At 69.4% G+C, this 418-nt stretch carries 1 protein-coding gene; it reads left to right on the forward strand.

Annotated features, from left to right (window positions below; all coding sequences use genetic code 11):
- A partial coding sequence (locus RB628_RS41550; RefSeq protein WP_318325788.1) for a putative PEP-binding protein occupies nt 1-347 on the forward strand: 347 nt, incomplete at its 5' end.
- Between the last annotated feature and the right edge of the window lie 71 nt (nt 348-418).

Genomic DNA, 418 nt, shown 5'->3' on the forward strand with positions numbered 1-418 from the left:
CCAACGACCTCACCCAGACCACCTGGGGCTTCTCCCGCGACGACGTCGAGGCGGCCTTCTTCTCCGCCTACCTCGACAAGGGGATCTTCGCCACCTCCCCCTTCGAGACCCTCGACCGCGACGGAGTGGGCCGACTGGTCCGGATCGCGGTCGACGAGGGCCGCGCCGCACGCCCCGACCTGAAGATCGGCGTCTGCGGCGAGCACGGCGGCGATCCCGAATCCGTCCACTTCTTCCACGCCGCGGGACTGGACTACGTCTCCTGCTCGCCGTTCCGCGTCCCCGTCGCACGGCTGGAGGCCGGACGGGCCGCGCTTCCCGAGACCGGAACGAGTGACAGCAGGTGACAAGCAAGGAGGTGGTCGGCATGGCCCGCATCGTCGGTGAAGTGATGACCTGTGACGTCGTCGAGGCGCGC

Origin of the sequence: Streptomyces sp. ADMS (genome assembly GCF_033441795.1) — a bacterium.
Lineage (GTDB): Bacteria > Actinomycetota > Actinomycetes > Streptomycetales > Streptomycetaceae > Streptomyces.